This is a genomic window from Antarctobacter sp. (genome assembly GCF_965277915.1).
GTDB lineage: Bacteria > Pseudomonadota > Alphaproteobacteria > Rhodobacterales > Rhodobacteraceae > Antarctobacter.
This window is the reverse complement of record NZ_OZ255848.1, coordinates 143874-170373: the sequence shown is the minus strand read 5'-3', so window position 1 is coordinate 170373 and position 26500 is coordinate 143874. Positions and strand designations below refer to the sequence as shown.

Annotated in this window: 25 protein-coding genes; 11 read left to right on the top strand and 14 right to left on the bottom strand. The window is 64.2% G+C overall.

Annotated features, from left to right (window positions below; translation table 11 throughout):
- Positions 1–27: 27 nt before the first annotated feature.
- From ACQY5B_RS00825 to ACQY5B_RS00800, 6 genes are all read right to left on the bottom strand, one after another.
- Positions 28–270 (bottom strand): hypothetical protein, encoded by a 243-nt coding sequence (locus ACQY5B_RS00825; RefSeq protein ID WP_420328964.1) that lies wholly within the window; start codon positions 268–270, stop codon positions 28–30.
- 10 nt (positions 271–280) lie between these two features.
- Positions 281–1060, bottom strand: coding sequence for an SDR family NAD(P)-dependent oxidoreductase (locus ACQY5B_RS00820; RefSeq protein WP_420328962.1), 780 nt, complete (start codon positions 1058–1060; stop codon positions 281–283).
- Positions 1053–2087, bottom strand: a complete 1035-nt coding sequence (locus ACQY5B_RS00815; RefSeq protein WP_420328961.1) for a zinc-binding alcohol dehydrogenase family protein — start codon at positions 2085–2087, stop codon at positions 1053–1055. Before ACQY5B_RS00815 ends, ACQY5B_RS00820 begins: the two co-directional genes overlap by 8 nt.
- A gap of 69 nt (positions 2088–2156) precedes the next feature.
- A complete protein-coding gene (locus tag ACQY5B_RS00810) occupies positions 2157–3068 on the bottom strand; it encodes a sugar ABC transporter substrate-binding protein (protein WP_420328958.1) in 912 nt (303 codons plus the stop codon).
- A gap of 99 nt (positions 3069–3167) precedes the next feature.
- Positions 3168–4151, bottom strand: coding sequence for an ABC transporter permease (locus ACQY5B_RS00805; RefSeq protein ID WP_420328956.1), 984 nt, complete (start codon positions 4149–4151; stop codon positions 3168–3170).
- Positions 4152–4161: 10 nt separating this feature from the next.
- Positions 4162–4941 carry an ATP-binding cassette domain-containing protein gene (locus ACQY5B_RS00800; RefSeq protein WP_420328954.1) on the bottom strand — a complete coding sequence of 260 codons (780 nt, stop codon included), beginning with the start codon at positions 4939–4941 and terminating at the stop codon, positions 4162–4164.
- Positions 4942–5190: 249 nt separating this feature from the next.
- Here ACQY5B_RS00800 and ACQY5B_RS00795 point away from each other — a divergent pair, with 249 nt between their 5' ends.
- The 7 genes from ACQY5B_RS00795 (at position 5191) to ACQY5B_RS00765 (ending at position 13540) form a co-directional block, all read left to right on the top strand.
- Complete coding sequence (locus ACQY5B_RS00795; RefSeq protein ID WP_420328951.1) at positions 5191–6258, top strand: LacI family DNA-binding transcriptional regulator; 1068 nt, start codon at positions 5191–5193, stop codon at positions 6256–6258.
- Complete coding sequence (gene xylA, locus ACQY5B_RS00790; protein WP_420328950.1) at positions 6258–7553, top strand: xylose isomerase; 1296 nt, start codon at positions 6258–6260, stop codon at positions 7551–7553. Before ACQY5B_RS00795 ends, xylA begins: the two co-directional genes overlap by 1 nt.
- A 16-nt stretch (positions 7554–7569) precedes the next feature.
- Positions 7570–8628 carry a sugar phosphate isomerase/epimerase family protein gene (locus ACQY5B_RS00785; RefSeq protein WP_420328948.1) on the top strand — a complete coding sequence of 353 codons (1059 nt, stop codon included), beginning with the start codon at positions 7570–7572 and terminating at the stop codon, positions 8626–8628.
- A 277-nt stretch (positions 8629–8905) separates the two neighbouring features.
- Positions 8906–10048: a Gfo/Idh/MocA family protein gene (locus ACQY5B_RS00780; protein ID WP_420328946.1), complete on the top strand. Its 1143-nt coding sequence runs from the start codon at positions 8906–8908 to the stop codon at positions 10046–10048.
- Entirely contained in the window at positions 10033–11562 is a 1530-nt protein-coding gene (locus tag ACQY5B_RS00775; RefSeq protein WP_420328944.1) for a sugar ABC transporter ATP-binding protein, read from the top strand. The genes ACQY5B_RS00780 and ACQY5B_RS00775 overlap by 16 nt, the downstream gene beginning before the upstream one ends.
- The gene (locus ACQY5B_RS00770) at positions 11562–12560 is read left to right on the top strand and encodes an ABC transporter permease (protein ID WP_420328942.1); all 999 of its coding nucleotides are present in this window, start codon (positions 11562–11564) and stop codon (positions 12558–12560) included. Before ACQY5B_RS00775 ends, ACQY5B_RS00770 begins: the two co-directional genes overlap by 1 nt.
- Before the next feature lie 29 nt (positions 12561–12589).
- Complete coding sequence (locus ACQY5B_RS00765) at positions 12590–13540, top strand: ABC transporter substrate-binding protein (protein WP_371931742.1); 951 nt, start codon at positions 12590–12592, stop codon at positions 13538–13540.
- 115 nt (positions 13541–13655) lie between these two features.
- Here the strand turns inward: ACQY5B_RS00765 and ACQY5B_RS00760 are convergent, their stop codons facing one another.
- Positions 13656–14423 (bottom strand): FadR/GntR family transcriptional regulator, encoded by a 768-nt coding sequence (locus ACQY5B_RS00760; protein ID WP_306043618.1) that lies wholly within the window; start codon positions 14421–14423, stop codon positions 13656–13658.
- Between the two features lie 73 nt (positions 14424–14496).
- Here ACQY5B_RS00760 and ACQY5B_RS00755 point away from each other — a divergent pair, with 73 nt between their 5' ends.
- From ACQY5B_RS00755 to ACQY5B_RS00745, 3 genes are all read left to right on the top strand, one after another.
- Positions 14497–15252, top strand: a complete 756-nt coding sequence (locus ACQY5B_RS00755) for a DUF2182 domain-containing protein (protein WP_420328939.1) — start codon at positions 14497–14499, stop codon at positions 15250–15252.
- A 14-nt stretch (positions 15253–15266) separates the two neighbouring features.
- Positions 15267–15896 (top strand): DUF1326 domain-containing protein, encoded by a 630-nt coding sequence (locus tag ACQY5B_RS00750; protein WP_420328937.1) that lies wholly within the window; start codon positions 15267–15269, stop codon positions 15894–15896.
- A 134-nt stretch (positions 15897–16030) separates the two neighbouring features.
- A complete protein-coding gene (locus ACQY5B_RS00745) occupies positions 16031–17017 on the top strand; it encodes an acrylyl-CoA reductase family protein (RefSeq protein WP_420328936.1) in 987 nt (328 codons plus the stop codon).
- Positions 17018–17189: 172 nt separating this feature from the next.
- Here ACQY5B_RS00745 and ACQY5B_RS00740 read toward each other — a convergent pair whose 3' ends face one another.
- Genes ACQY5B_RS00740 through ACQY5B_RS00710 form a run of 7 tightly spaced genes read right to left on the bottom strand, consistent with a single transcriptional unit; the run spans position 17190 to position 25975 of the window.
- Positions 17190–17927 carry an amino acid ABC transporter ATP-binding protein gene (locus tag ACQY5B_RS00740; protein ID WP_305969041.1) on the bottom strand — a complete coding sequence of 246 codons (738 nt, stop codon included), beginning with the start codon at positions 17925–17927 and terminating at the stop codon, positions 17190–17192.
- Positions 17924–18289 (bottom strand): RidA family protein, encoded by a 366-nt coding sequence (locus tag ACQY5B_RS00735; RefSeq protein WP_420328934.1) that lies wholly within the window; start codon positions 18287–18289, stop codon positions 17924–17926. The genes ACQY5B_RS00740 and ACQY5B_RS00735 overlap by 4 nt, the downstream gene beginning before the upstream one ends.
- On the bottom strand, positions 18286–20199 hold the full coding sequence (locus tag ACQY5B_RS00730; RefSeq protein ID WP_420328932.1) for a propionyl-CoA synthetase: 1914 nt from the start codon (positions 20197–20199) through the stop codon (positions 18286–18288). Before ACQY5B_RS00730 ends, ACQY5B_RS00735 begins: the two co-directional genes overlap by 4 nt.
- 11 nt (positions 20200–20210) lie before the next feature.
- Positions 20211–20960, bottom strand: coding sequence for an SDR family NAD(P)-dependent oxidoreductase (locus ACQY5B_RS00725; RefSeq protein WP_420328930.1), 750 nt, complete (start codon positions 20958–20960; stop codon positions 20211–20213).
- A 4-nt stretch (positions 20961–20964) separates the two neighbouring features.
- Positions 20965–22611, bottom strand: coding sequence for a hydantoinase B/oxoprolinase family protein (locus ACQY5B_RS00720; RefSeq protein ID WP_420328928.1), 1647 nt, complete (start codon positions 22609–22611; stop codon positions 20965–20967).
- Positions 22608–24695, bottom strand: coding sequence for a hydantoinase/oxoprolinase family protein (locus ACQY5B_RS00715; protein ID WP_420328926.1), 2088 nt, complete (start codon positions 24693–24695; stop codon positions 22608–22610). Before ACQY5B_RS00715 ends, ACQY5B_RS00720 begins: the two co-directional genes overlap by 4 nt.
- Positions 24696–24697: 2 nt before the next feature.
- A complete protein-coding gene (locus ACQY5B_RS00710; protein WP_420328924.1) occupies positions 24698–25975 on the bottom strand; it encodes an NAD(P)/FAD-dependent oxidoreductase in 1278 nt (425 codons plus the stop codon).
- Between the two features lie 117 nt (positions 25976–26092).
- Between ACQY5B_RS00710 and ACQY5B_RS00705 the strand changes: the two genes are divergently transcribed.
- The gene (locus ACQY5B_RS00705; protein ID WP_305969048.1) at positions 26093–26485 is read left to right on the top strand and encodes a rhodanese-like domain-containing protein; all 393 of its coding nucleotides are present in this window, start codon (positions 26093–26095) and stop codon (positions 26483–26485) included.
- Positions 26486–26500: the final 15 nt, after the last annotated feature.

Here is a 26500-nt window from a genome sequence, read left to right as displayed (position 1 = left end):
GCCTTTTGTTTCGGGGCACACAGAGTCCTACATAGCGCCAAATGTTGCAAAGGCCTCTTGCGTGCACATACCCTTTTGGATGTCCTTGGCGACCTCGTTTTCGGTGGCCACCTTTTCCAGCGCCAGGCCGATGGCCTGTTCTTCGGACTCTTGCGGGATGATCGGCTGTGGCAGGAATTGCCGGCGGTGGCCCATTGTGTCCAGGGCATCGCCGATCACGGCGGTGAACAGACGGTCCTTCATGGTGGCAAACAGCTCGGGGTCGGTCATGGCATGCACCTCAGAAACCGGTGGCGCCGCCGCCATCCACCAGCAGAACCTGCCCGGTGATGTATTTCGCGGCCGGAGAGGCAAGGAAGGCGCAGGCCCAGCCAATGTCGGCGGGATCGCCCAGCGTATTCATGGGAATGCGGCCCATGATCTTGGCCTTGCGTTCTGGGTCGCCCTTGGTTGCCGTGCGGAAGACGTCGGTGTCGATCCAGCCCGGCGCGACGCCGTTCACCCGGATCCCGTTGGCGGCGCATTCGGCGGAGAGAGCGCGGATCACGCCGTTGATCGCCGTTTTGGAAATCGTGTAGCCCGAAACATTGGGCTGGCCGATGTAGGCGGTCATGGACGAGATGAAGAGCACGGAGCCGGGTTTGCCCGCCTCCTGCATCCGGCCGATGACCGCGCGGCTGAGTTCCAGTGCGCCGCGCACGTGGACGTCGAACACGCGGTCGAAATCCGACAGGTCGGAGTCCATGAAGGGTTTCTTGACGGTGTTGCCCGCGTTGTTCACGAGGATGTCGAAACAGCCGTGTGCGGCGTGCATTTGCGCCGAGACCTCGGGAATGGCGGCAATGTCGGTCAGGTCCAGAACCTGGTAGGCGCAGTCATGGCCGATCTCGGCACAGGCGGCTTGCAGCACGTCCTCTCGCCTGCCGGCGATCACCACCTTCGCGCCGCTTTGCGCCAGGCTGGTGGCGATGGCCTTGCCCAGGCCGGTACCGCCGCCGGTGACCAGCGCGGTTTTCCCGGTCAGCCCGTATTGGGCCGCAAGTACGGATGTGTCAGCCATTGGACGGGCCCTGCATGTCAATCATCACCTTGAAGGTGTCCTGCCGGTTGTCTTCCCAGTAGCGAAACGACTGATCGGCCTCGGCCCAGGGAAAAGTGCGTGAAATCAGCAGGTCGGGCAGGTCGGGGCACGTTTCGAGATAGGCGATGACCGCGTCGAAATCCGCCCGTGTCGCGTTGCGCGATCCCATGATGTCCAGTTCCTTGAGGTTGAAGAGCGCGGTGTTGTAACTGACCTCGGCCTTGGCATAGCCGACATAGACCACGCGTCCGGCGAAACAGGCCATGTCGACCGCGCCGCGAAAGGTGTCCGGCAGGCCGACGGCCTCGATCACCACGTCTGCGCCGTGGCCTTCGGTCAGGTCGGCAACGCGGGCGTGCAGATCCTCGGTCATGGGATTGATGACGGCACTGGCGCCCAGGGCCTTCAGCACGTCGCTCTTGGTGTCGCTGACTTCTGACACGATGACGCGCGCGCCCCGGGCCAATGCGCCAAGCGCGGCACCGACCCCGATCATGCCCGCGCCCAGCACAAGCACCGTGTCCTCTGCCGAAACATGGCCGCGATCCACCGCGTGAAAGCCCACGGACAGGGGTTCGACCAGCGCCAGTTGCGGCAGAGACAAGGTGTCGTTCAGGATCAGCTTGTCGTGCGGAACACACAGCAGGTCGGACATGCCGCCGTCACGCTGGACGCCAAGGGTCTGGTTGTTCTTGCAGGCGTTGGGGCGGTTGCGCCGGCAGGCCGAACAGGTGCCGCAGGCGGTATAGGGAATGACGATGGCCCGTTTGCCGGGAGCAAATTCGGCGGGCACGTCCGCGCCGGCCCCGAGGATCGTTCCGCCGATTTCATGCCCGGGAATGCGGGGCAGGGCGGACAGGGGGTTGAGGCCGCGAAAGGTGTTCAGGTCGCTGCCGCATAGGCCGACATGCCCGACGCGCAGCAGCACCTCTCCCTTGGCGGGGGTGGGCGGGTCCACCGTCCGGAACGCTGTTTCGCCGATGGTTGTGATGACCAATGCTTGCATCTGCGGCTGTGTCCTTGGAATTGCGCCAGGGGGTCGCCCGCGCGGGCGGGCGACCGGCGAGGGTCGGGATTACTTATAGTCCGCCACGTTTTCAGAGGTGATCAGGATGCCGTCGATCGGCGTGAATTCGGGGACCTCGTCGCCCTTGATCAGCCCGACGAGGTTCTGCACCGCCTCGGCTCCCATGCGTGCATTGTCCTGCTTGATGGTCGCGGCCAGCTCGCCCGCCTCGATCGACACGAGGTTGGCCGGGTTGCCGTCAAAACCCACGATCACCAGGTCGTCCAGCTTGCCCAGTTCCGACGCCGCCGAAACCGCCGCCAGCGCGCCGGGATCCCAGGCCGAGAAGATCGCCGTGATGTCCGGGTTGGACTGAAGAAAGTTGATCGTGGTCTCATAGGCGCAGGCGTCCTTCCAGTCGCAGATCTGGAAAATCACCTCATGGCCTGCGGCCTCGGCGGCGTTCTTCACGCCGTCGCGTCGGGCGTTTCCGGTCTGGTGCCCGGCAGAGCCGCCCAGGATCAGGACGGTGCCGCCGTCGATCTGGTCGACGATATACTTGCCCGCGATGCCCGCTGCGGCAAGGTTGTCGGTCTGCACGAGGCTGGCGATGTGGTCATGGTCGATGCCGGTGTCCACGGCGACCACCGGGATGCCCTTTCGCTTGGCCATGTCCAGCGAGGCGCCAAAGGCGCGATTGTCGACCGACCCGATGATGATGCCGTCGACCCCCATGTTGATGGCGCGGTCCACGGCGTCCTTTTGCGCCGCCGCATCGGGGGAAGAGGCGGTCAGGTCGATCAGTTCGACCCCCATCTCGTCCGCCTTGGCGGCGGCGGCCTTGGCGACGCCGATCCAGAAAGTGTTGTCGGTGGAATAGCCGGTGTAGGCGATCCGCAGATCCTCGGCCATTGCGGCCCCGGCCATGGTTGCGCTGACGGCAACAGAGGCAAGGATGGTCTTGAGAGATTTCAGTTTCATTGTGTTCCTCCCTTGGGGTGTGGTCTGCCCGGTTGTCTGGGCGGACGTGTCCTGCGCGCTGTCCTCCCAGCGGGGCAGAATTCCTTTGTTTGCGCCGGATTAGCGGCTGGAGCGTCGCCAGACGTCCCAGTAGACCGCCGCGATGATGATGATCCCGATGGCGATGCGCTGAACCGAGGTGCTGACGCCCAGGTAGGACAGGCCGACGATGATGGTCTGCATGATCAGCATGCCGATCAGGGTCTTGCCCACGCCGCCGCGACCGCCGAACAGGCTGGTGCCGCCGATGACCACCGCCGCGATGGCAAACAGCTCGTAGCTTTGGCCGCGGGATGGCATGGCAAAGTTCAGCTTGGCGATTTCGAGGATCGCCGCCGTTGCCGCCAGCAGCCCGCCGATCATGTAGTAGTAGATACGGCTCTTGCGGACATTGACGCCGGACAGGCGGGCGACCTCTTCATTGCCGCCGATGGCAAAGGCATGGTTGCCCAGCCGGGTTTTGGTCAGGAACAGCCCGGTCAGCAGGGCCACGCCGAACATGATCAGCATCGGCACCAGGTAGCCGGATCCCAACACCTGAAACCTGTCGGGAAAGCGCGACAGGTCGCGCCCGCTGGCCAGGATCTCGGCCACGCCCTTGTAGGCGGTCAACCCGCCCAGCGTGACGATGAAGGCGGGCACCCCGGTAAGCACCTGCACGGTGCCATTGAGCGCACCCAACAGCGCACCCGCCCCAAGGCCGATCAGCACCGCGACGGGCGCCGGCAACTGGTACTCGGCCAGCGCGATGCCGACGATCACGCCGACGACGGCAAAGATCGACCCCACGGACAGGTCCAGCCCGCCCGAGATCAGGACGACGGTCGTGCCGCAGGCGAGAATGGCAAGGATCGAGGCCTGACCGAAGATCGACAGCAGCGTGTCGAGGCTGCGGAAGGGTTCGGACAGCACGAAGAACACGAGGTAAATCAGCACCAGTGCCGCCAGCACCTGCCAGATCTGCTGGAACTGGTGCTTGAGCAGGTCGATGCTGCGGCCGACGGGGGCGCTGGTGGAGACCTGGGTCGAGGAATTCTGGCTCATGTCGCTCATTTCAGGCTGCTTTGTCTTCGGTGGTGCCGGTGATCAGGCCGACCAGTGCGTCGCCATCCACGTCCTTGACGTCCCGCACGGCTGCCAGCCGGCCAAGCCGCAGAACCATGACGCGGTCGCAATAGTTCATGACGTGCTGCATGTTGTGGGTGATCATGATGACCGACAGCCCGTGATCCTTAAGCGAGCGCACGAGGTTCATGGCCATCTGGCTTTCGCGCACGCCAAGTGCGGCTGTCGGTTCGTCCAGGATGGCGATGCGCTTGCCGAACATGACCGTTTTCGCCAGCGCCACGGCCTGCCGCTGGCCACCGGAGAAGGCCGCAGCCTCGCGGTAGATGTCGGCGATGCGGATATCCAGTTTCTGGAACAGGGCGCGGACCTCGGTGTCCATCCGGGCGAAATCCAGTGCGCCGAATAGTCGCCCGGTAAAGTCCTTTCGCAGAAGCTCGCGGCCCAGGTACATGTTCTTGGTGATCGACAGTTCGTTGACCAGCGCCAGGTCCTGGTAGACGGTCTCCATCCCGGCGGCCTTGGCGTCTGCCGGCGTGTTGATGTGGACCTCTTTCCCGTACATCTCGACGGTGCCGGCGGTCTTGGCGATGGCGCCGGTCAAGACCTTGATAAGGGTGGATTTTCCCGCACCGTTGTCGCCAACCACGGCCAGGACCTCACCCTCTCTCAGGTCCATGTCCACGGAATCCAGCGCCACGACGCCGCCGTAGTGCTTGCTGAGTCCGCGCGCCTTCAGAATGGTACGGGCGCCTGTCGGCTGCGTCATTGGATCCCCCCTCCCAAGGTCAAATGATCCGAGTCTGTCCATAGTGCATAAAAAACAAAAATCACCGCGGTCAATTGTTTTTTTTCGTTACATAGACATATTGCGAAGAATTCCGTCAGGCGGCCTCGTGGCCGCCGACATCTTCGCCCCTGCCGCAAGCGAGATCAAAATTACAAAATGATGGACGTCTATCAAAAAAAGATTGACGTCAATCATTATCCCCCCGATGATCCTTGCCGGGAGGAAATCATGAAGCGGCAACTGCCAACGTTGAGCGACGTGGCACGCCATGCAGGCGTGAGCTATGCCACCGCGGATCGTGTCATCAACGACCGTGGCGGTGTGGCGGAAAAGTCCGTGCGGCGCGTGCGCAAGGCCATCGAAGAGCTTGGCTATGTGCGGAATGTCGCGGCGGCGAACCTGTCGCAAAAGCGGACCTACCGCTTTGTGTTTGTCATCCCCGAAGGTCCCAACAGCTTTTTCCAGTACCTGCGACAGGTGCTGTCCGAGGTGCATGACGCGCTGCTGATCGAACGGGTCGACGTGGTCGTGAAAAACGTCCGCGCCTTCGATGCCGGGGCGCTGGCGCGGTGCCTTGGGGAATTGGCGGGCGATGCGCTGGACGGTGTCGCACTGGTCGGGATGGACGATCCCGAGGTGCGCGAAGCCATCGATCGCCTGAAAGAGCAGGGGGTCGCCGTGCTGACCCTGGTCGCCGACGTGCCCGAGGCCGGGCGCGATCTGTACGTCGGGATCGACAACGTGGTGGCCGGGCGCACCGCGGGCCGCTTGCTGATCCTTGCGCATGGCTGGCGCGGCGGTCGGGTGCTGCCCGTGGTCGGGTCGCGCGCCGCGCTGGACCACGCCGAGCGGCTGCAGGGCATGAGTGAAACCCTGGCCGAAACCGGCGGCAGGGTCAGCATGGCCCCCGTGATCGAAGGCCGCGACCTGCACGATCACGTCGAACGCCTGGTCCGGCAGGCACTGCTGGACGACCAGGAAATAACCGCGATCTACAGCGCAGGCGCCGGCAATGCAGGCCTTGTCCGCGTGCTCGAAGACCTGCCGCCGGATGTTTCGCGCCCTGTCGTGGTGTTGCACGAACTGGTGCCGCATTCGCGCCGCGCCTTGCAGGACGGGCTGATCGACCTGGTGATTGACCAGCGGCCCGACGACGAAATCAAGCTGGCCCTCGAATGCCTGCGCCGAATGGCCGACCGCATGGACCAGACGCAACCCGTGCCGATCGTTCCCGCGATCTACGTGCGCGAGAACCTTCCCGACACCACTGCTGACGACCAGAACGGAGCCCCCTGATGAGCGACTTCTTTGGAGACCTCGCGCCCCTGAATTTCGACCCCGACAGCGACGGTCTGGCGTTTCGTCACTATGACCCCGACGAGGTGGTCATGGGCAAGCGCATGGAGGACCACCTGCGCTTTGCCGTCGCCTACTGGCACAGCTTTGCCTGGCCCGGCGGTGATCCGTTCGGCGGCCAGACCTTTCAACGCCCCTGGTTCGGCGACGACATGGCGGCGGCCCGACTGAAGGCCGATGTGGCGTTCGAACTGTATGACCTGTTGGGCGTGCCCTTCTTCTGCTGGCACGATGCGGACATCCGTCCCGAAGGCGCGACCTTCGCCGAGAGCAAGGCGAACTTCGACGCCATTATCGACCTCTTCGAGGAAAAGATGGAAAGCGCGAAGGTGCGCCTGCTCTGGGGGACGGCGAACCTGTTTTCGCATCGCCGTTTCATGTCCGGCGCTGCGACGAACCCCGATCCGGACGTCTTTGCCTGGTCGGCGGCGACGGTAAAAACCTGCCTTGACGCGACGCACCGCCTGAAGGGGCAGAACTACGTGCTCTGGGGTGGGCGCGAGGGCTATGAAACCCTGCTCAACACCGACATGGGCCGCGAGATGGAGCACATGGGCCGGTTCCTGTCGATGGTGGTCGACTACAAGCACAAGATCGGTTTCGACGGCCAGATCCTGATCGAACCCAAGCCGCAGGAACCCACCAAGCACCAGTATGATTACGACGTCGCTACCGTTTACGGCTTTCTCCAGCGCTTTGGCCTGGAGAAGGAGGTGAAAGTCAATATCGAACAGGGCCACGCCATTCTTGCCGGGCATTCGTTCGAGCACGAACTGGCCCTGGCGCGCGAGCTTGGCGTTCTGGGGTCCATCGACATGAACCGCAACGATTATCAATCCGGTTGGGACACCGACCAGTTCCCCAACAACGTGCCCGAGGTGGCGCTGGCCTACTACGAGATCCTCAAGGCCGGTGGATTCACGCAGGGCGGCACCAACTTCGACGCCAAGTTGCGGCGGCAATCGCTGGACCCGGTGGATCTGGTCGCGGCCCATGCGGGCGCGATGGATGTCTGCGCGCGCGGCCTGAAGGCCGCGGCGAAGATGCTGGAGGATGACGCGCTAGAGGCCCCGCGCCGGGACCGATACGCCGGGTGGGACCGGGCAGAGGCTCAGGCGATGCTGACCTCGGACCTGGCCAGCGTGGCCGCGCCTGTCGAGGCGGGCAAGGTCGATCCGCAGCCCGTTTCGGGGCGGCAGGAAATTCTTGAAAACATCGTCAATCGCTACGTTTGACTGGGAGGACTTCATCATGAAGACGATCAAGGGTCCGGGCCTGTTCCTTGCACAGTTCGCAGGGGATGAGGCACCGTTCAACTCATGGGATGCTATCACCAAATGGGCGGCCGATTACGGCTACAAGGGTGTTCAGGTTCCGGTTTGGGACGCGCGGCTTGTCGATCTGGACAAGCTGGCAGACTCGCAGGCCTATCGCGACGAATGGGTCGGTCAGGCGCGCGCCAATGGCGTCGAGGTCACCGACCTGTCGACGCATATCCTCGGCCAGCTTGTGGCGGTGCACCCGGCCTATGACGCATGGGTCGACGGATTTGCCGCGCCAGAGGTGCAGGGCAAGCCGAAAGAGCGCACCGAATGGGCCATCGCGCAGGTCAAGAAGGCGCTGACCGCCTCGAAGAACCTTGGCATCGGTCAGCACGTGACGTTTTCGGGCGGGCTGTGCTGGCCCTTTGTCTATCCGTTCCCGCAGCGGCCTGCGGGCATGGTCGAAACGGCGTTCGATGAACTGGCCGCGCGGTGGCGACCGATCCTGGACCACGCCGAGGACTGTGGCGTCGACGTCTGCTATGAAATCCACCCGATGGAGGATCTGCACGACGGTGACACCTTCGAGATGTTCCTGGATCGGCTGGACGGGCATGCGCGCTGCAACATGCTGTACGATCCCAGCCACTATGTCCTGCAATGCCTTGATTATCTTGATAACATCGACATCTACGCCGACCGGATCAAGATGTTCCACGTCAAGGATGCCGAGTTCAATCCGACCGGGCGCAAGGGCGTCTACGGCGGCTATCAGCCTTGGGAAAAACGTGCCGGCCGCTTCCGCAGCCCGGGCGACGGGCAGGTGGATTTCGGGGCGATCTTTTCCAAGATGGCGGCCAATGATTTCGACGGCTGGGCTGTCGTCGAATGGGAATGCTGCCTGAAACACCCCGAGGACGGCGCGCGCGAAGGAGCGCAGTTCGTCAAGGATCACATCATCCGCGTCACCCCGCACGCCTTCGACGATTTCGCTGATGGCGGCACCGATGACGCGGCCAACCGCAAGATGCTGGGGATCGATGAATGACGGAAATATCAGTCAAAACGCCTGACGGTGAAGTTTGGTACATTCACCGATACACAGGAGGCGGTAGGACAAAGCCTGATCGCGACGGCAAGACGACTGGGTACCGGTGCACGCCCGGCTCGAACAGGTCAGAAGATGCCGTGAGCTTCGAAACAGTCGCAGAGGCGGCCAAATGCCTTCGCAGGAACAGAAGTTGGGGCGCTCGCTTCAGTCCCGGCGGAAACGGGTCGCCACAAAACATCTTTACTACCGAAATTCTAATTGACGGGGTCCCGAGATGACACGCATCAGACTGGGCATGGTGGGCGGTGGCAATGACGCCTTCATCGGCGGCGTCCACCGCATCGCCAGCCGCATCGACGATCGTTTCGAACTTGTGGCAGGGGCTCTCAGCTCCACCCCGGAAAAGGCCGCCGCCAGCGGCAAGGCGCTGGGGCTGGATCCTGACCGCTCTTACGGGTCGTTCGTGGAGATGGCAGAAAGGGAAGCGGCCCGCGCCGATGGGATCGAGGCGGTCAGCATCGTCACCCCGAACCACGTGCATTTCCCGGCGGCCAAGGCCTTTCTTGATCGGGGCATTCACGTCATCTGCGACAAGCCCCTCACTGCCACGCAAGAGGATGCCGAGGCGATGGCCAGGGCCGTGGCCGACAGCAAGGCGATGTTCATCCTGACGCACAATTACACGGGCTATCCGCTGATCCGGCAGGCCCGAGAGATGGTTGCCGACGGTGACCTTGGCCAGATCCGCGTGGTCCAGGCCGAGTATCCGCAGGACTGGCTGACCGAAACGCTGGAGGCCGAGGGCGTAAAACAGGCCGAGTGGCGGACCGATCCGGCGCGGTCGGGCGCCGGCGGGTCCGTGGGCGACATCGGCACTCATGCCTATAACCTCGCCTGTTTCGTGACCGGCCTGAAGGGCGCGGAACTCTCCGCCGACCTGCACAGTTTCGGCGCGGGACGCAGCCTGGATGACAACGCGCATGTCATGCTGCGTTTCAATGGCGGCGCTCGGGGGATGTTGTGGTGCTCGCAGGTCGCCCCGGGCAACGAGAACGGTCTGCGCCTGCGGGTCTACGGCGCGAAAGGCGGGCTGGAATGGGCGCAGGAGAACCCCAACGAATTGTGGTTCACGCCGCTTGGGGAACCGACACGCCGGATCACGCGCATGGGGGCCGGGGCCTCTGACGCAGCGAACGCGGTCAGCCGTATCCCGCCGGGCCATCCCGAGGGCTACCTGGAAGGGTTCGCCAATATCTACACCGCCGCCGCAGAGGCGATCCGCAATGTTCAGGCGGGCGGAGACAAGGACGCGGCGCTTGGTATCCTGCCGGGCATAGGTGCCGGACTGGAGGGGATGGCCTTTATCCGGGCCTGCGTTCAATCCTCCGGCGACAACGCTGCATGGGTGGCACTGTGACCACACCTTCCGTCCTGTCCCTGCGCGACGTGCACAAGAGCTTTGGCCCGGTCGAGGTGCTGCATGGCATCGACATCGACATCCGGGCCGGAGAGGTGCTGGCCCTGATCGGGGAAAACGGCGCGGGCAAATCGACGGCCATGAAGATCCTCGCCGGATACCAGCCGCCAAGCTCGGGGCAGGTCCTGCTGGACGGGGCGGACACCCGGTTCGCCTCGCTGCATGATGGCGAGGCGGCGGGCGTCGTCCTGATCCACCAGGAATTCAACCTGGCCGAACAACTGACCGTCGAGCAGAACATCTTTCTGGGCCGCGAATTGCGGCGCGGCCTGTTGCTGGACAAGGCGCGGATGCGTGCGCTGACGCGTGAGTACCTGGCCAAGGTCAAGTGTCATGTCGATCCGGATACGCCGGTGTCGCGCCTGTCGAACTCTGAAAAGCAGATGGTCGAGATCGCCAAGGCGCTCAGCCGCGATGCCCGCGTTCTGATCATGGACGAACCGACCGCCGTTCTGACCAATGCAGAGGCCAGCATCCTGTTCGACCAGGTCGAGGCGCTGCGCGCGGCTGGCACCGCCGTCGTTTTCACCTCGCACAAGCTGGGCGAGGTAAAGCAGATCGCGGATCGCGTGGCGGTCATGCGGGATGGCAAGGTCGTGCTGACCGCAAAGGCGGGCGACCTCAGCGAGGACGACATGGCGACCGCGATGGTCGGGCGTGACGTGTCGGACCTTTATCCGGCCAAGCCCGGCATCGAATCGGATACACCTGTCATGATGCGGGTCGAGGGGCTGGATGTGCCGGGCCATGCCGCGGGACTGAGCTTTGAGCTGCGGGCGGGGGAATTGCTGGGCATAGCCGGGCTGGTGGGGGCCGGGCGGACCGAGGCGATGGAAGGCCTGTGCGGCCTGCGCCCGGCCACCGCTATGCGGGTGGAAATCGGCGGGACCGAGGTGACGATCCGCCGCCCGGCGGACGCCCTGCAACACGGCCTGTGCTACCTGACCGAGGACCGCAAGCTGCGCGGTCTGCTCTTGGGCAAGGGAATGCGCGAGAACCTGACCTTGCAGGCCTTGCGCAAGTTCGGCCGTGTCCTGATCGACCAGAAAGCCGAGGATGCGGCGCTGGACGAGGCGATCCGGGAATTCGATATCCGCGCCGGACGCCGCGACGTGCGAGTTGGCAACCTGTCCGGGGGCAATCAGCAAAAGCTGTTGCTGGCCAAGGTCATGCAATCCGAACCGCGCATCCTGATCGTCGATGAACCCACCCGCGGCATCGACATCGGAACCAAGCAGCAAATCTATGCCTATCTTCGCACGCTGGCCGCGGCGGGGCATGGCATCGTCGTCATCTCGTCCGAGATGCAGGAAATCATCGGCCTGTCGGACCGGGTTCTGGTCATGCGTCGTGGCCGGATTGCCGGGACGCTGTCCGGCTCAGACATCAACGAAGAGGCCATCGTGCGGCACGCCATGGGCGTGGGCGCCGATCCCGAGGAAAGGGTCGCCTGATGACCAGTGAAACCGTGAACACTCCGCCACGCCGCGCGCTCCCTTCGATGAGCGTCCTTGGCCCGATCATCGCGCTGCTGGCCCTGATCGCCATCGGTGCCTTCCTGAACCAGAATTTCCTGGGGGTGGGCAACATCACCAACGTTCTGGCCCGGTCGGCCTTTATCGGAATCATCGCCGTGGGCATGACGTTTGTCATCACGTCGGGCGGGCTGGACCTGTCGGTGGGATCGATGGCGGCCTTCATCGCCGGGTTGATGATCCTTGTCATGAACGCGGCGCTGCCGACCTTGGGCGTGGGGGTGCCGATCATCCTGCTGGGCATGGCGACCGCGCTGATCGCCGGGCTGCTGGCGGGGCTGCTGAACGGCTTTCTCATCACCACGCTGGGGATCGAGGCCTTTATCGTCACGCTTGGCACCATGGGGATCTACCGCAGCCTTGTCACATGGCTGGCGGACGGCGGCACGCTGAGTCTCGATTTCGGGCTGCGCACCTTCTACCGCCCGGTCTATTTCGACGGCATCCTTGGCATTTCCTGGCCGATCATCGTCTTTGCGCTGGTCGTGATCATCGGCGAGGTGGTCATGAGCCGCGCCCGTTTCGGTCGTCACTGCGCCGCCACCGGATCGAGCGAGGAGGTCGCGCATTATTCCAACGTCAACGTCAACCGTACCCGAATGACCACCTACGCCATGCTGGGCATCCTGGTGGGCGTGGCGACGATCATGTACGTCCCGCGGCTGGGGTCCGCCTCGGCCTCGACCGGGGTCCTCTGGGAGTTGGAGGCCATTGCCGCGGTGATCATCGGCGGCACGGTGCTCAAGGGCGGTTTCGGCCGGGTCTGGGGGACGGTGATCGGCGTTCTGATCCTGTCCCTGATCGACAACATCCTGAATCTGACAGACCTTGTTTCGCCCTATCTCAACGGCGCGATCCAGGGGGTCATCATCATTCTCGCTGTCATTCTGCAGCGCGAAGCCAAGGCAAAGGGATGAAACCTTTGCCAACCAACGGGAGGAACTCCATGACCTATCTAAAGACTTTCGCAACGGGACTGGTTGCGGCCGCCCTGACCGCAAGCGTCGCCATGGCGCAGGACACCAAGGTGATCGGCGTCTCGATCCCTGCGGCGACCCACGGCTGGGCCGGCGGCATGAACTTTCACGCGCGCGAGGCCGTGGAACGGCTGGAAGGCGTCTATCCGCAACTGGACTTCGTTCTGGCCACAGCCTCGGATCCGGGCAAGCAGGTGAACGACATCGAAGACATGGTCGCCACCCGCAACATCGACGCGCTTGTCGTGCTGCCCTTTGAGTCCGAGCCGCTGACCTCGCCCGTGCATGCGGTCGCCGAAGGCGGCGCATGGGTGACCGTGGTGGACCGTGGCTTGTCGGTGGAAGGGATCGAGGATCTGTACGTTGCCGGCGACAACCCGGGGTTTGGCCGCGTATCGGGTGAATACATGGTGTCGAAGATGCCCGAAGGCGGCAAAATCGTCGTCCTGCGCGGCATCCCGACCACCATCGACAACGAACGCGTCGACGGCTTCAAGGCGGCGATCGAGGGCTCCGGCATCGAGATCATCGACATGGAGCACGGCAACTGGAACCGCGACGACAGCTTTGACGTGATGCAGGATTTCCTGTCCAAGCACGATCAGATCGACGCGGTCTGGGCCTCGGACGACGACATGGCCGTGGGCGTCCTCGCCGCCATCGACGCGGCGGGCCGCGAAGACATCCAGTTCGTGCTGGGCGGTGCAGGCATGAAAGAGATGGTCAAGCGCGTCATGGACGGCGACAAGATGATCCCCGCCGACGTGACCTATCCGCCGTCGATGATCGCCACGGCAATCGAACTGACCGCGATTGCCATGACCTCGACAGCGCCTGTCTCCGGCACCTTTACCATCGGTTCGGTTCTGGTCACGCCGGAAAATGCCGAAAACTTCTACTACCCCGACAGCCCGTTCTGAGGGGATTGGGGCAGGGCCTTGTCCTGCCCCGACGACACGCATGCAGCGGGCCCTGCGGTCGCGCGGCCCGCTGGGATCCGAGCGTGCCTCGTCTGCGACAAGGTCGCGCCAGACCTCACGACCTGAACATCTCCTCGCGGAGATCACGCTGTTTCCGCTCTGCCCTGGACACGATGACGCCTTTGCCGAGCTCCAGCGTATAGAGGGCGAGTTCGCTCAGGACCTCGTCGGCCCGGGATGGTTCGCGGTTTTCGATCGCATCTGTCAGGGCGGTGTGCAGGTGCACGATCTGTTCCCGAGATCGTGCCGAGTAGGTGATCATGTTCATCAGCGGCTGCATTGCCTCGACGGCTCCGGCCAGTTGATAGGACAGGATCGGGTTCTTGGCCGCATCCACCAGCGCCCGGTGCAGCGCGACGTCCGAGGCGCAGAAGGTCTCGTCGCTCAGCCCCGGTTCGCCCTGGCGTCGGATTTCGGCGCGCATCGCCGCGAGATCCTCTGCCGTCCGCCGTTCCGAGGCCAGCGCCGTACAGGACCGTTCCAGCGCGAAACGCGCCTCGCAGGCAATGTCGAAGTCGACCTGGTTGATCGAAAGCAGAAGAGTCGACGACGTCGCGTGGAGCGCCTGCGCCTCCTTGTAGGACAACCGACGGACAAAAGCCCCGCCAAAGGCCCCCCGTTCGGTCCGGATCAACGATTGCGCGGCCAGCCGTTTGAGCGCTTCGCGCACCGTCGGGCGGGACACGTCAAAGCGTTCGGCAAGGTCTGATTCGGACGGCAGACGGTCGTCAGCGGTCAATTCACCAGCGAGAATCGCATCCCGGAGCGCCTTGGCAATTTGTGCCGGCAGGTCAGGTCCTTGTTTTTGCTTGGCTGATTTCATTTGTCTTACATTTAATTGTCAGGCATTTTCTGGTCAATGCTTTGGCGCGCACGCCGTGAGGGAGGAAACGGTCTTGTTTGCACTGACTATCAGATCGCTGCGGCGCGCGCACTGGATTGCCTTTTTTGCCGGGCTTCTGCTGTGCTGGTGCGTGCTTTTTGCGATGGCCGTGCCAGCCGAGTTGCGCGCGCTGGAGGCCACATATGGTACGTCGGTGGTGGAGTTCCTCTGCACCGGGTTGCTGGGGACATCGAGCTTTGCCTCTGCCTTTGCGATGTGGGTCCTGATGAGCGCGGCAATGATGGCACCGACTGCCGTGCCCACACTGGCCACCTATGATGATCTTGGACAGGTCACCAAGACCGGGTTCTGGCAATTGCTTGGCGGATACATCGCAGTGTGGGTGGGCCTGTCTGGCGTGGCAGCGCTGGTGCAGGTCGGGCTGTACAGGGCCGGGCTGATCGGCGGGCTTGGCCAAAGCCTGTCGCTGCCGCTGACCGTCGCCCTGCTGATCGGCGCCGGGCTCTACCAGTTCAGCGCCATGAATGAGGCCTGCCTGTCGCGCTGCCGCGCGCCGCTGACCTTTTTCATCCAACATTGGGAAGAAGGCCCGTTCCGCAACGGGCTGCGGCTGGGTCTTGATTGCGTCGGGTGCTGCTGGGCGCTGATGGCGCTGGCCTTCGTGGGGGGCACGATGAACCTGGGGTTCATGGGGCTGGCCATGCTGCTGATGACGCTGGAAAAACTGCCCGACGTCGGGCGCCACCTGACAAAACCGCTGGGCGGGATGCTGATCGCATCCGGCCTGGCGCTGCCGCTGATCTCATAGGGAGGAGATATCACATGGCACTGGATGCGACCGCCATTCCGGACTGGACAATCAAGGGTGAGCTGATCCTGAACTGCAACTGCACGGTCTTCTGCCCCTGCGTTGTCAGCCTGGGCAAGCACCCGCCAACCGAGGGCTATTGCCAGACCTGGGGCGGGGTGCGCATCGACGAGGGCAGCTTTGGCGACGAGGATCTCTCGGGGCTGAACATCGGCCTTCTGATCGAGATTCCGGGACAGATGGCGCGCGGCAACTGGAAGGCCGCCGTCTTCATCGACGACCGGGCCAGCGCGGCGGCGCATGAGGCCCTGGTGAGTATCTTCAGCGGCGCGGCGCGGGGCACAACGGGGCTATTCGGCATCCTGGTCAGCGAGTTCCTCGGTGCCGAAAGCGCGCCGGTCTCTTATGAGAACGACGGCGACACCCGTCGCCTGATGGTCGGCAAGAAGATCCAGGGCGAGGTCGTTCCCGTCAAGGATGCCAAGGGGCGCGAGACCACGATCACCAACACCGACTACTGGATGGGATCGGACGTGACGGTGGGCACCGCCAAGAAGGGCCGCGTGCGTGCCTTTGGCCGGGTTTGGGATTTCGAAGGCCGCTCGGCCGAGATCTGCCAGATCGACTGGCACGGCCCTCGCTAAGGAAAGGCGCCAGCCATGCACCAGACCTTCGGCGCTTTGGCCCCCGGTTCGGCAAGTTTCGTGCCGTTGTCGCCGGTATCCGTCGGCCCGTGCGCCGTCACCATTCGCGAATTCTGGAACTAAGGAGAAACGACATGTTCAAGGCACTGCTCGTCGAGAAAAACGACGAGGGCAAGACATCCGCCAGCGTCACCGAGGTCAGCGAAGACCAACTGCCCGAGGGTGACGTGACCGTGGCGGTGGAATATTCCACCGTGAACTACAAGGACGGGCTTTGCATCGGGCCGGGCGGCGGGCTTGTCCGCAGCTATCCGCATGTGCCGGGGATCGACTTTGCCGGGACGGTCGAGAGTTCCGATGACGACCGCTACAAGCCCGGCGACAAGGTGGTTCTGACCGGCTGGCGCGTCGGTGAAAACCGCTGGGGCGGCTATGCCGAGAAGGCGCGCGTGAAGGCCGACATGCTGGTGCCGTTGCCCGACGGGCTGGACACCCGACAGGCGATGGCGGTGGGCACCGCTGGACTGACGGCGATGCTGGCCGTGATGGCGCTGGAGGATCAGGGCATCAAGGATGGCCCGGTTCTGGTGACCGGCGCCGCCGGGGGCGTTGGCTCGGTGGCGACGGCGATCCTGGCCAGGCTGGGCCACGAGGTGGCGGCCGTCACGGGGCGCCCGGATCAGGCGGATTACCTCAAGGGCCTTGGCGCGGCACAGATCGTGGCGCGCGAAGACCTGACCGAAGTCACGAAGAAGCCGCTGGAAGCCGAGCAATGGGGCGGCTGTGTCGATGCCGTTGCCGGGGCCATGCTGGGACGGGTGCTCAAGCAGATGCAATACGGGTCTTCGGTCGCGGCCATCGGCCTTGCGGGCGGGGCGGCAATCGAAGGGGCCCTTATCACGCCTTTCATCCTGCGCGATGTGAACCTGCTGGGCATCGACTCGGTCATGCAGCCCTACGACAACCGCGTCCGCGCGTGGGAGCGCATCGCACGCGACCTGCCGATGGACAAACTTGAGGCGATGGTACAGCCCGCCACGCTTGCCGACCTGCCGGGTCTTGGGCGTGACATCCTCAAGGGCCAGGTCAAGGGCCGGGTTGTGGTCGACGTGAAGGCCTGATTATCGTCAAGGTCGATCCGGGCCACTTAGAAGAGTTGCCCGGATCACATCTGCCTTCGGCTTGCGCTGATCGGATGGCGCCTGCGCGCCCACCGATAATGCGTGTTATGTAATTTTTGAGCGCAGAAGGGAGCCGGGGTCACGATCTGCCCCGGCACGCCAACCGACAGGGTCAATGCGTCAGGACCTGGTCCAGAAATGCGCGGGTGCGTTCGTTCGACTGCGCGGTGAAAAAGGTCTCGGGGTCGTTTTCCTCGATGATCTCACCGGCGTCCATGAACAGGACCCGATCCGCGACCTTGCGGGCGAACCCCATCTCATGCGTCACGCAGATCATGGTCATGCCTTCCTGCGCCAGCGTCACCATCACGTCCAGAACCTCGCCGATCATCTCGGGGTCCAGCGCGCTGGTCGGTTCGTCGAACAGCAGGATTTCCGGCTTCATACACAGGGCGCGGGCGATGGCGACGCGCTGCTGTTGTCCGCCCGACAGTTGGCCGGGGAACTTGTGCGCCTGGTTTCCGATCTGGACCTTGTTGAGAAATTTCATCGCCGTATCCTCGGCCTCGCCCTGCGGCATCTTGCGGGCCAGCATCGGCGCAAGGGTGCAGTTTTCCAGGATGCTGAGGTGCGGAAACAGGTTGAAGTGCTGAAAGCACATCCCGACCTCTCGGCGCATCGCCTCTATGTTGGGGGCGTCGGCGTTGATCGGTTCACCCTTGATCAGGATATCGCCGGACTGGTGTTCCTCCAGCTGGTTGATGGTGCGGATCATGGTGGACTTGCCGGAGCCGGACGGACCGCAGACCACGATCCTTTCGCCCTTGGCGACCGACAGGTTGACGTTCCTCAGCGCGTGGTAGGTGCCGTACCACTTGTTGACGTTGCGCATTTCGACGGCCGGGGTCATGGGCGGTCTCCCTCAAGGCTGGGTTTCTCGGCGGCGGTGACGATGATTTCGACCTTCAGCGCGTCGCGGGCCAGCCGCGCCTCGCCGCAGGCGCGCGCGGGGGCCTTGCCCTCGGGCACCCAGGCGTCCCAGACCGCGTTCATCTCGGCGAAATCGGCCATGTCTGCCAGCCACACGATGGCCTGCAGGATGTGGTTGCGGTCCGATCCGGCCTCTTGCAGCAGGGCGTCGATGCGCGACAGGCAATCGCGGGTCTGGTCGGCCACGGTGTCCCCGGCACCAACCTGCCCACAAAGGTAAATGGTGCCGTTGTGCTTGACGATCTTGCTCATGCGTGGACCTGTGTGCAGTCGTTCGATCATGCTGGTTCTCCGATCAGGTGCCGGGCCCGCAGCGCGGCGGTGATTTCATCAAGGATCGCGGGGTCGTCGATGGCGGCCGGCATCTTGTAATCGGCTCCGTCGGCGATTTTCTGAACCGTTCCGCGCAGTACCTTGCCGGACCGCGTCTTGGGCAGGCGCTTGACCTCGATCGCGGTCCTGAAGGCGGCGACGGCACCGATCTTGGACCGGACCAGCGTCACCAGCTCACGCTCCAACGCCTTGGGATCGCGGTCGCTGCCGTCATTGGTCACGAACAGGCCCAGCGGCATTTGCCCTTTCAAAACGTCCGCCTTGCCCACCACCGCGCATTCGGCAATGTCGGGATGGCTTGCGATGACCTCTTCCATCGCGCCGGTCGACAGGCGGTGCCCGGCCACGTTGATGATGTCATCGGTGCGCGCCATGATGAAGACATAGCCGTCCTCGTCGAGGATCCCGGCGTCCGAGGTCGCGTAATACCCCGGGAACTCTGCCAAGTAGGATTTCACGAACCGCTCCGGGGCATTCCACAGCGTCGGAAAGCCCGAGGGCGGCAGCGGCAGCTTGCAAACGATATTGCCCAGCGTTCCCGGCGGCACCGGATGGCCCTCGTCGTCCAGCACCTTGATGTCATACCCCGGCATCGGCTTGCCCGGCGATCCCGGCTTGACCGGAAATGCGCCCAGGCCCACGGGGTTACCCGACATGGGCCAGCCGGTTTCCGTCTGCCACCAGTGGTCGATAACGGGGCGCGACAGCTTGGTCTGCGCCCATTCCACCGTCGCCGGGTCCGACCGTTCGCCAGCCAGGAACAGCGTGCGGAACCGGCTGAGGTCATATTCGCCGATCAGGGCACCGCTCGGGTCTTCCTTGCGGATCGCGCGCAGGGCTGTCGGGGCGGCGAACAGGGCCGAGACACCGTGATCCTGGATGACTTTCCAGAACACGCCTGCATCCGGCGTGCCCACCGGCTTACCCTCGAACACGATGGTTGTCGCGCCGTGCAGCAAAGGCCCGTAACAGATGTAGGAGTGCCCCACGACCCAGCCCACGTCCGATGCGGCCCAGAATACCTCTCCCGGCTGGATGCCGTAGTGGTGTTCCATGGTCCAGCGCAGCGCCACCATGTGACCGCCGTTGTCACGCACGACCCCCTTTGGCTGGCCCGTGGTGCCGGAGGTGTAGAGAATATACAGAGGGTCCGTGGCGGCGACGGGCACGCAATCCGTCCATGCGCCCGCCGCGATGGCAGCGTCCACCGCCTGCGCATAATCCAGGTCCCGGCCCGCGATCAGGTCACAGGTCAGGGTGTCGCGTTGCAGGATCACGCAGTGTTCGGGCTTGTTCTGCGACAGGTCGATCGCCTGGTCCAGCAACGGCTTGTAGGCGATCACCCGCCCCGGCTCAATCCCGCAAGAAGCCGAGATCACCACCCTGGGCGCGGCATCGTCGATCCGCGTGGCCAGTTCCTGCGCGGCAAAGCCGCCGAACACCACGGAATGCACGGCACCCAGCCGCGCACAGGCCAGCATGGCAAAGATCGCCTGCGGCACCATCGGCATGTAGATGACCACCCGGTCGCCCTTGGCCACCCCCAGCCCGCGCAGAACAGAGGCCAACGCGCTGACCTGGTCCTGCAATTCGGCAAAGGTGTAGCGCGCCACATGGCCGGTGATCGGGCTGTCGTGGATCACGGCCAGCTGATCGCCCCGCCCCGCCGCCACGTGCCGATCCACGCAGTTGTAACAGGTGTTGCAGGTCGCCCCGTCGAACCAGCGCCCATAGGCGCCGGCATCGGGGTTGAACACCTGTGTCGCGGGCGTGAACCAGTCGATGTTCTGCGCCGCCTCCTGCCAGAATCCGACCGGATCAGCCTGCCACGCGGCGTAAGTCTCGGGATATCTCGACATCTTGCGCGGCCTCAGCAGGTGTAGTTCAGGCCAAGGCGGCCACCGTCGACATAGATCGTCTCGCCGGTGATGTAGCTGGCCTTTTTCGAGCAGAGGAACGCCACCACGTCACCGATTTCCCGCGCGCTGCCCGAGCGGCCCAGCGGCGTGCGCGACATGGCCACGCGAAAGGCCTCGGGGTTGGCGTTGACGCCCGCCATCATTTCCGTGTCGATGGAACCGGGGCCAACCGCGTTGACGCGGATGTTGTTCTTGGCCAGTGCCAGCGCGGCGGCCTTGGTCAGTTGCATCACCCCGCCCTTGGACGCGCAATAGGCCGGGATTGCGGGGATCGCCACCTGCGCGTTGATCGAGGACATGTTGACGATGGCGCCTTCGATCTTGTGTTCGACCATGACGCGCGCCGCCAGTTGCGTGGCCACAAAGACCCCGCGCAGGTTCACGTCGATCACCTTCTCAAAGGCGTTCAGGTCATAGGTCAGGAAATCGCCGGGCATCGCGATACCCGCGTTGTTGACTAATGCGTGCAGCGGGCCGTGATCCGCCGCGATCCGGGCGAACATCGCCTCGATCTGGGCCACGTCGCCCATATCACAAGCCATCCCAGCAACGGCGCCCAGCGTCCTGGCCGCCTCGGCCACGCCATCCGCCTGGATGTCGGACAAGACCACGTCAAAGCCGTCTTCGATCAGCGCCTCGGCGCAGGCATAGCCGATCCCCTGGGCCGCGCCCGTGACCAGTGCAAGAGGTTTCCCCGTCATCGTCTTACCCTTCGTATCCATAGTCTGTTTTCGCCTGTTCCGGCGTGATCAATCCGGCCTTCAGATCGGCCTCGACGCTTGTGCGGTCGCGGTTTTCGGGCGCGCCGTAACCGCCACCGCCCGGCAGGCTGAGTTTCAGCCGCTGTCCGTTCTTCACCTGCTGGCGTCCCTTGCTGCGCAAGGGCGTGCCATCGGCCAGTTCGACCCGACCGGGTGCGCCACTGCCGCCGCCGTCGCGCCCGCGCGCCGGGTTCTCGACCCGGTCGAACATGGCGTTGAAGTAGAAGTCATAGCCCTCGCGCGGCTCGATCTCGATGATTTGGCCCAGCCCGCCGCGCAGGGCACCGGCGCCGCCAGATCCCGCGCGCAGATCCTTGCGCCAGATCGTGATGGGGCCCACGTGTTCCGTGGCCTCGACGCTCATGGTGGACACGCCCGAGGGGAAGGCCGTGGCCGACAGCCCGTCGAACTGCGGCCGTGCGCCGGTGCCGCCAGAGTTGAACATCAGCACCTCGCGGTTCGGCAGCCCGCTGTCCGGGTCGCTGGGCCGCGCGGAAATCTGGATGTTCCATAGCGCGCTTGCCCCCTCTGCCGGGACCGTTCCGGGCAGCGCCTGGTGCAGTGCGCCCAGCACCACGTCCGGCACAAGGTGGCCCAGCACGTGCCGCACCGAGACCGGCGCAGGGCGCTTGGCCGCAAGGATACAGCCCTCCGGCGCGGTGATCTCGAACGGCTCCAGAGAGCCGGTGTTGTTGGGCACCTGCGGCGCGATCGCGCATTTCAAACCGTAGCAAGCGTAGGCGCGGGTATAGACCTCTGGCACGTTGACGCCGAAACGGCTCATGCCGGAAGTGCCGTCGAAATCGGCGCGCAGGTGGTGGCCTTCGACGTCCAGCCTGACCACCATCTGCACCGGCACGTCATAGCCATCCACCTGCATCGAATGCCGGAACGTCCCGTTCGGCACCTTGGCGATGGCCTCTCGCGTGGCCTTGCGGCTGCTGTCGATGATGAAATCCGACAGACCCTGCAGATCGTCGATACCGAATTCGCCCATCATGGCCTGAAGGCGACGATCCCCGGCCTCGTTACAGGCGGCCAGCGAATACATGTCCCCCACGACCTGGTCGGGTTCACGCACATTGGCGCGGACCAGCCGGATCAGGTCTCGGGCCACCTCGCCGCGTTCGGCGAATTTCATGATCGGGATCAGCAGGCCCTCTTCGTAGACCTCGTTGCCGTCTGGGCCGAACCCGCGACCGCCGATGTCGACCACATGCGCGGTGCAGGCAAAAAAACCGATGTGCTGGCCGTTCCGGAAACTGGGAGACACCACCGTGATGTCGTGCAGGTGCCCGGTGCCCAGCCAGGGGTCGTTGGTGATGAAGACATCACCCTCGAATATGTTCTGCGCGCCGATCTCGCGCACGAAATGGGTGACGCTTTCGGCCATGGCGTTGACGTGGCCGGGCGTGCCGGTGACAGCCTGCGCCATCATCCGCCCCTGCCGGTCGAACAGGCCCGCCGACAGGTCGCCCGCCTCGCGCACCGAAGTGGAAAAGGCCGTGCGGATCAGCGTTGTCGCCTGTTCCTCGACGACGGCGATCAGGCGGTTCCACATGATCTGGTAGTCAATCGCAGTGGGGGTCATTGGGTGTCTCCCTTGGCGGTAAGGCGCAGGCTGCCATCGCCCTGCCCCACGGCCCGATAGGCCGAGGTGACGATGGTGGTGGTCTCGGCCTCGACGATGATGGCCGGTCCATCGACCGCGCGGCCGGGGGTCATGTCCTTACGGTCGACCTCGACGGCATCCACGGTCTGTCGGCGCGCGGCGTCATAGAACTGCCGCGTGCGCAGCGGTGTGACGACGGTGCCGCTGTCGTGCCGGACAACCGGCGTGGTCTCCGGCAGGACAGAGGCGACGACAAGCGACCAGTTGGTGACCTCGACGCCCAGCCCGTCGATCACCCGGCCGAACAGTGTGCGATAGGCGGTTTCGAAGGCCTCGAGGATCTGCGTCCGATCCGCATCGACAAAGGTCTTGTAGGGCAGCGGCACCGGGATTTCCCAGCCTTGGCCGGAATAGCGCATGAAGGCGGTCAGCCGTGTCGTGGTCGCCTCGCCCTTGGCACCGGCGTTCACGAATGTGGTCGCCTCGGCCTCCAGCTCCTTGAGGGCGGCGTTGACCGCCTCGGCGTCGAAACTTTCGACCCGCTGGAACAGGCCGCGCGTGGCCTCATAGCTGAACGGCGCCTTGAGGAACCCGATGGCGGACCCCACGCCCGCCCCCGGTGGAATGATCAATTCCCGGATGCCCAGCTTTTCGCACAGGCGGCAGGCGTGCAGCGGGGCGCCTCCGCCGAACCCGATCATTGTGAAGTGCTCGATGTCGCGGCCATTCTCCACCGTGTGCACCCGCGCGGCATTGGCCATGTTCTCATCGACCATCTCGGTCACGCCAAAGGCCGCGTCGGAAACACCCATGTCCAGCTTCGCCGCCAGTCTATCCGCAACCGCCTTGTCCGAGGCGTCGGGCGACAGGGGGATCGCGCCACCGGCAAAGTTCTCTGGGTCCAGCCGGCCCAGCAGCAGGTTGGCATCGGTAACGGTGGGTTCCGTGCCGCCGCGCCCGTAACAGGCCGGGCCGGGTTCCGAGGCCGCCGACCGAGGGCCAACCTGGATCCGGCCAAGGCTGTCGATGGATGCGATGGACCCACCCCCTGCCCCGATCTCGACCATCTCGACCACCGGGGTCGAAACCGTCATGCCCGACCCCTTTTTGAAGCGATAGGTGCGCGCCACCTCGAAGGTGTTGGCCGTTTTCGGTTCCGCGCCTTCGATCAGGCAGATCTTGGCGGTGGTGCCGCCCATGTCAAAGGACAGCACGCTGTCCAGCCCGTGACCGCGCGCGAAATCGGCGGCAAAGATCGCGCCCCCCGCCGGGCCGGATTCCAGCAGGCGCACCGGCTGTTCGGCGGCCACGTCGACAGAGATCAGCCCGCCGCCGGAATGCAGCATGAAGACCGGCGCAGAGACCCCCGCCTCTTGCAACCGCGCCACCAGCCGCCCCAAGTAATCGGCCACCTGTGGCTGGACGTAGGCATTGGCGATCACGGTGTTGAAGCGCGGCAGTTCACGCATCTGCGGAGAAATGACCGAGGAAATCGAGATCGACAGGTCGGGCGCGGCGGCGCGCAGGGCCTCTGCCATCTGAACCTCATGCGCGTCGTTGGCATAGGAGTGCATCAGGCCGATGGCGACGGCGTCATAGCCGCCGTCCAGCACCCGCTGCACCATTGCCCGCACCTCGTCCGGGTCCAGCGGCAACAGCACCTCACCGTTCGGACCCATGCGTTCCTTCAGGGTGAACCGCTCTTCGCGGGACACCAGCGGCACTGGCAGGGTCAGGTTCAGGTCGTATTGTTCAAAGCGGTTCTCGGACCGCATCTCGATCACGTCCCGGAACCCTTCGGTGGTGATAAAGGCCAGCCGCGCCCCCCGCCGTTCAATCAGCGCATTGGTGACCAGCGTGGTGCCATGGATCACCTGGCCGATCTCGGCCAGTCCGATCCCCGCCTTGTCTGCCGCGATGGTGATCCCGTCCAGGATGGCCTGTTCGGGTTGCGCGTAGTTGGTCAGGACCTTGCAGGTGGATAGCCCGCCGGGATGGGCAAGCGCGACATCGGTGAACGTGCCGCCGATATCGACGCCGACGCGAGTCTTTGGAATGGCCATGATCAGATCGCCTTCATGATTTGTTTGGCGGTGAATGCGGATTGATAGATGCGCGACACGAAGGGCGCGCTGGAGACTGTCGACAGTTCGGTCATCGGCAAGGGCAGATCGGCGCGGTCCATGCCGGTCATCAGCCCGGCCATGGTTTCGCCGAACATGGTCCCGGTGGTGATCCCGCGCCCGTTGTAGCCGATCGCGGTGAACAGGTTCTGGTCCAGCTCATGCACGCGCGGCAGGTGATCGGGTGTCATGGCGATCTGGCCGTGCCAGGCCTCTTCGAACTCGACCGGTCCCAGCGTCGGAAAGATGCGCGCGATCTGCTTTTTTGCCCAGCGGTGCGACAGCCCGCGATCCTTGTTGCCGATCACCTTACCCATCGAGCCGACCAGCAGACGGTTGTAGGCGTCGCGGCGGACGTTGAACATGATCTGCCCTGTGTCCCACAGCCCCTGCCGACCCGGTAGGATGTGAGCGGCCTCCGGCCCCAGCGGCTTGGTCGCCAGCTGAAAGTAATGGATCATCGTGAAGGTGCGGTTCAGGTCCGGCCAGAGCGTGTCGGTGTAGGCATTGGTGCCCAGCACGACCGCCCGCGCCCGGATCTCGCCTTGATCGGTGGTCACGGTCCAGATGCCGCCATCCCGTTTCAGGCCGGTCGCGCGGACGCCCGTGCTGATCTTGGCCCCGGCGCCAAGCGCGGCGCGGGCCAGCCCCCGGCAATATCCCATCGGGTTGATCGTGCCACAGCGGCGATCCACCAGGCCGCCGTGAAAATGCGTGGTGCCGATCAGGTCGGACACTTCCTCCCGGGTCAGCAGGTCCACCGGTTCGCCCAGGCGCTGCCATTCCCTGTGCCGGTCCTGCAGGTCTTTGACGCCGCTGGGGCCGTGGGCGGCGTGGATTGTGCCGCTGCGCGTGACCTCGCAGCGGATCTGGTGCTTTTCGATCAAAGAGAAAACATACTCCGGCCCCTGCCCGAACCGCTTGATGAATCGTGGTCCGTAGGTCTGGCCCAGCTGTTCGCGTACTTTCTGGGGTGGAAGCCAAAGGGCGGCATTCACCAACCCGACGTTGCGGCCTGACCCGCCATAGCCGATCTGCTCGGCCTCGATGACATGGGCGGACAGCCCCTTTTCCGCGCAATGCAGGGCCGTGGACAGCCCGGTAAAACCGCCGCCGACCACGGCGACGTCAAGGATCTCCTCACCCGTATCCAAGGGCGCGCGATAGTCCGGTTCCTGCGCGGACGCATCCCAAAGCGAAATGGCATCGGAAGGTGTCATGGGTCGATTCTCCAATTCGAAATGCTGTGGCAGCCTTGTCCGAAAGCTTGCACAGCGCCCCGAAACGTGTCAACATACGAAATAGATGTTCCGCATAGCAATACAGGTGACGCCAAGATGCCGCTTAAAATTTCTTCAGCCCAGATGGTGAAAGACGCCCGCGCCCGGATCAAAGAGATCGAGACGCCGGACCTGATCGCCATGGTGGACGATCCCGATGTGGTGATTGTCGATATCCGGGACGTGCGCGAACGACAGCGCAGCGGATACATCCCCGGCAGCTTTCACGCGCCGCGCGGGATGATCGAATTCTGGGTCGACCCCGACAGTCCCTATTTCAAGGAAATCTTCGGCCAGGAGGGCAAGACATTCGTCTTTCACTGCGCCTCGGGCTGGCGCTCGGCCCTGACGACCGCAACGCTTCAGGACATGGGATTCGAGGCCGCGCACCTGAAAGAGGGCTTTTCCACCTGGGAAAGGCACGGCGGCCCGGTGGAACTCCCCGAATAGAAAGACTGACGTCCC